General features: G+C 34.9%; 4 protein-coding genes. 1 reads left to right on the forward strand and 3 read right to left on the reverse strand.

Annotation, left to right across the window (positions count from 1 at the left end; genetic code table 11):
- Nucleotides 1–374 (reverse strand): heparan-alpha-glucosaminide N-acetyltransferase domain-containing protein (locus AC1DJR_RS24305; RefSeq protein ID WP_477003698.1); only part of this gene is annotated, 374 nt, incomplete at its 3' end.
- Between the two features lies 1 nt (nucleotide 375).
- The gene (locus AC1DJR_RS24310) at nucleotides 376–960 is read right to left on the reverse strand and encodes a TetR/AcrR family transcriptional regulator (RefSeq protein WP_429692448.1); all 585 of its coding nucleotides are present in this window, start codon (nucleotides 958–960) and stop codon (nucleotides 376–378) included.
- A 328-nt stretch (nucleotides 961–1,288) separates the two neighbouring features.
- On the opposite strand from AC1DJR_RS24310, the gene AC1DJR_RS24315 reads away from it, so the two are divergent.
- Entirely contained in the window at nucleotides 1,289–2,800 is a 1,512-nt protein-coding gene (locus AC1DJR_RS24315) for a M36 family metallopeptidase (protein ID WP_477003697.1), read from the forward strand.
- A gap of 57 nt (nucleotides 2,801–2,857) precedes the next feature.
- Here the strand turns inward: AC1DJR_RS24315 and AC1DJR_RS24320 are convergent.
- Nucleotides 2,858–2,971 (reverse strand): IS3 family transposase (locus AC1DJR_RS24320; RefSeq protein WP_142387517.1); only part of this gene is annotated, 114 nt, incomplete at its 5' end.

Consider the following 2,971-nt stretch of genomic DNA (forward strand, 5'->3'; position numbering starts at 1 on the left):
GTAATTAGTAATGCAGCGATGAAAAGGTAAACGCCGTAGTAGTGTAAAATATCACCCGTCCATTCCATTACATACAATAATAATCCTAAAATAAATAAGAATAGTGATCGTTTCCAAATCAATATGCGGCTGGTATTGATTTTTATTTTCTCTTGGCTAGCAACAGATGATTTAGTCATTAAAGTTATGCCAATCCCAGCAAGTATAACAAACAAGGCAGAAGCTCTACCTTCAAAAAGTGTCATAAAGGTTTTTAACAGAGGAGGTCCATTTCCTTCCGCCCCTGTTATCACCATGAAATTAACTAGTAACATTCCAAACATTGCCCACGCTCTAGCAAAATCTAAGCCGATAATGCGCTTTTTTGTATTCACTTCAATCCCTGCTTTCAAAAATGCTATTTACAGCTTCAATCCATATTTGTTTATAATCCATATCTAAATGTAACATCATAAAATTCCCAATATTATCAAGAACTAATGCTAACATATGAGCTTTTGAAACTAGATTTTTATTTTGAATGAGTTGAAGTTCATTTGCTTTTGTTAGGAGTGATTCAAATCCGTTTAAATATTCTGTTTGTACAGTTAGTAATCGATCTTTGTACATATCGTTTCTTGAAGATAGTAATACATATTCTTGTAATACACGATTAAAATAAGGATCTTTCTGTTGTTCGTCTATCATTTTAAAGCCAATTTCAACACATTTCTCAATGAAATTCTCTTTCGTAAATTCTTCTGTATGAAAGAATGAGGAGAACTGCATCGTTGCACATAATTCATTAAAAATACTTTCAATTAATGCATCTTTAGATTTAAAGTAATAATAAATAGATGGCTTGGCAATACCAACTTCTTCAGCAATCATTGTATAGGTCGTTTTGGCAATGCCGTGACCGGCAAATAGTCGATAACTTGCTTCGACTATGGAAGAGAGTGTTTCTTCACTTTTGCTCATGATAAGTCCTCCTAATAAAAAAGGTTACATAAATCGTATCATTCATTAATATTATTTTCAACCTATCGTTAGGTAAAAAATAACTTATTTTTTTATACATTACTTTAAAAAGCATAAGGTAAAGAAATTTACAAAAGAAATATATTTCTACAGTATTTTTCTCGTTTTACACATAAATATTGAGAAAATTTCACTTACCCAAAATGTAAAGGTAATAGAATTGTTTGTATAGAATTACTCGTAGATTCACTTTATTCCGTTACTTGTGGACAGGAATAGCCTTATAGGAATGGGGTAAAGTTTTCAATTTATTAGGGGGAGTGGTTTTATGTTAAACAAAAAAATGGTGGCAATGGCAATGACTGTGCCATTAGTAATGGGGACAATTTCTACTGTTTCAGCACTGGAAAAACAACAGCAAGTAAAGCTAGAAGCTTATTCACCACAGAAAAAAGCAATTGAATATTTAAAAGGACATGCTACGGAATATGGATTGAAGGCAGACCTTTCAGACTTACAATATATTTCTACAACAGAAACATCAGTAGCTTCATATGTTAGGTTCCAACAAGTGGTCAATGGTGCGCCTGTATTTTCAAAACAAATTACAGTTACTCTTAACGGAGAGGGAAAAGGCTTACTTGCGGTTTCTGATTATCAGCCTGTTACAGGTGTGAAGGAAGTTACGAAAAAAATTAGTGAAAAAGATGCAGAACAAAAATCGATGGCGTATGTTGGAGGAGAAAGTGAGCAAAACTTATGGGCTCCTACAGAAAAAGAATTCGGATATATTGTTGAAGAGGGAGTCGCTATTCCTGTATATAAAGTGGTAGTCCATTCTAATAATCCATTCGGTGCATGGGAAACATTCATTGATGCGGAAAATGGAAAGTTAATTAAAAAAGTTGATATAAACCGAAAAGCAGAAGGAACAGGAAAAGTATTTTTACCTAACCCTGTCGTATCTAGTGGAAGTTTAGCAGGGTTAAAAGATAATAATGATGCAGATTCAACAGCATTAACGAATCAATTGAAAACTGTTACGTTAAAAGGTTTAGATGGTACAGGATTTTTAATTGGTGAGTATGTTACGATTTCTTCAAAAGCGAAGACGAAATCTACAARCTTACAATTTAACTATACACGTGCAAATGATAGTTTTGAAGATGTTATGTCATATTATCATATTGATACATTACAGCGTTACATTCAAGGATTAGGYTTTCAAAATATTAATAAACGTTCGATTAAAGTGAATGTAAATGGTACAACTGACGATAATTCATTCTATTCTCCATCAACGAAAGCTTTAACTTTCGGTACTGGCGGAGTAGATGATGCAGAAGATGCTGGCATTATTGCGCATGAATATGGTCATTCTATTCAAGATAATCAAGTGCCAGGCTTCGGAAGTTCACCAGAAGGTGGAGCGATGGGAGAAGGATTTGGAGACTTCTTAGGTGCTACTTATGAAGATGCAGTATCGACAACAGGATACGGGAAAGCATGTATTGGAGAATGGGATGCGGCTGCTTATTCTAGTTCAGATCCGACGTGCTTACGCCGATTAGATACGAATAAAGTATACCCGAAAGATATAACGAATGAAGTGCATAATGATGGGGAAATTTGGGCTCAAGGTCAATACGAAATGGCGCAATCTTTTGGACGTGATGTAGCAACAAAAATTATTTTACAATCACATTGGTCATTAACGCCAAATGCGAAATTCCGTGATGGAGCGAAAGCGATTAAGCAAGCAGATGCTCTTTTATACGGCGGACAACATGCCGCGGAAATCGATCGWATTTGGRCAGCGAGAGGAATTAGTACGAATTAATATAAAAAGTCGTGGCGTTTAATGAAGTGACCCCCGAAAGTTAGACAGGTCGTTTCATTAGGCAGCCTCTAGGGTATGAGCCCGGTATTGTACCGGGCTCATACCCTTTAATTTTGCCTTAATTCTTTTATGATTATAGTATTCTATATACTTTGCTAATTCTTGTTTGAA

The organism is Bacillus sp. 05T31 (genome assembly GCF_056396725.1).

Excerpts from the sequence above, each read along its gene's own strand:
- AC1DJR_RS24310 (WP_429692448.1), bottom strand. The coding sequence starts at position 960 with ATGAGCAAAAGTGAAGAAACACTCTCTTCCATAGTCGAAGCAAGTTAT.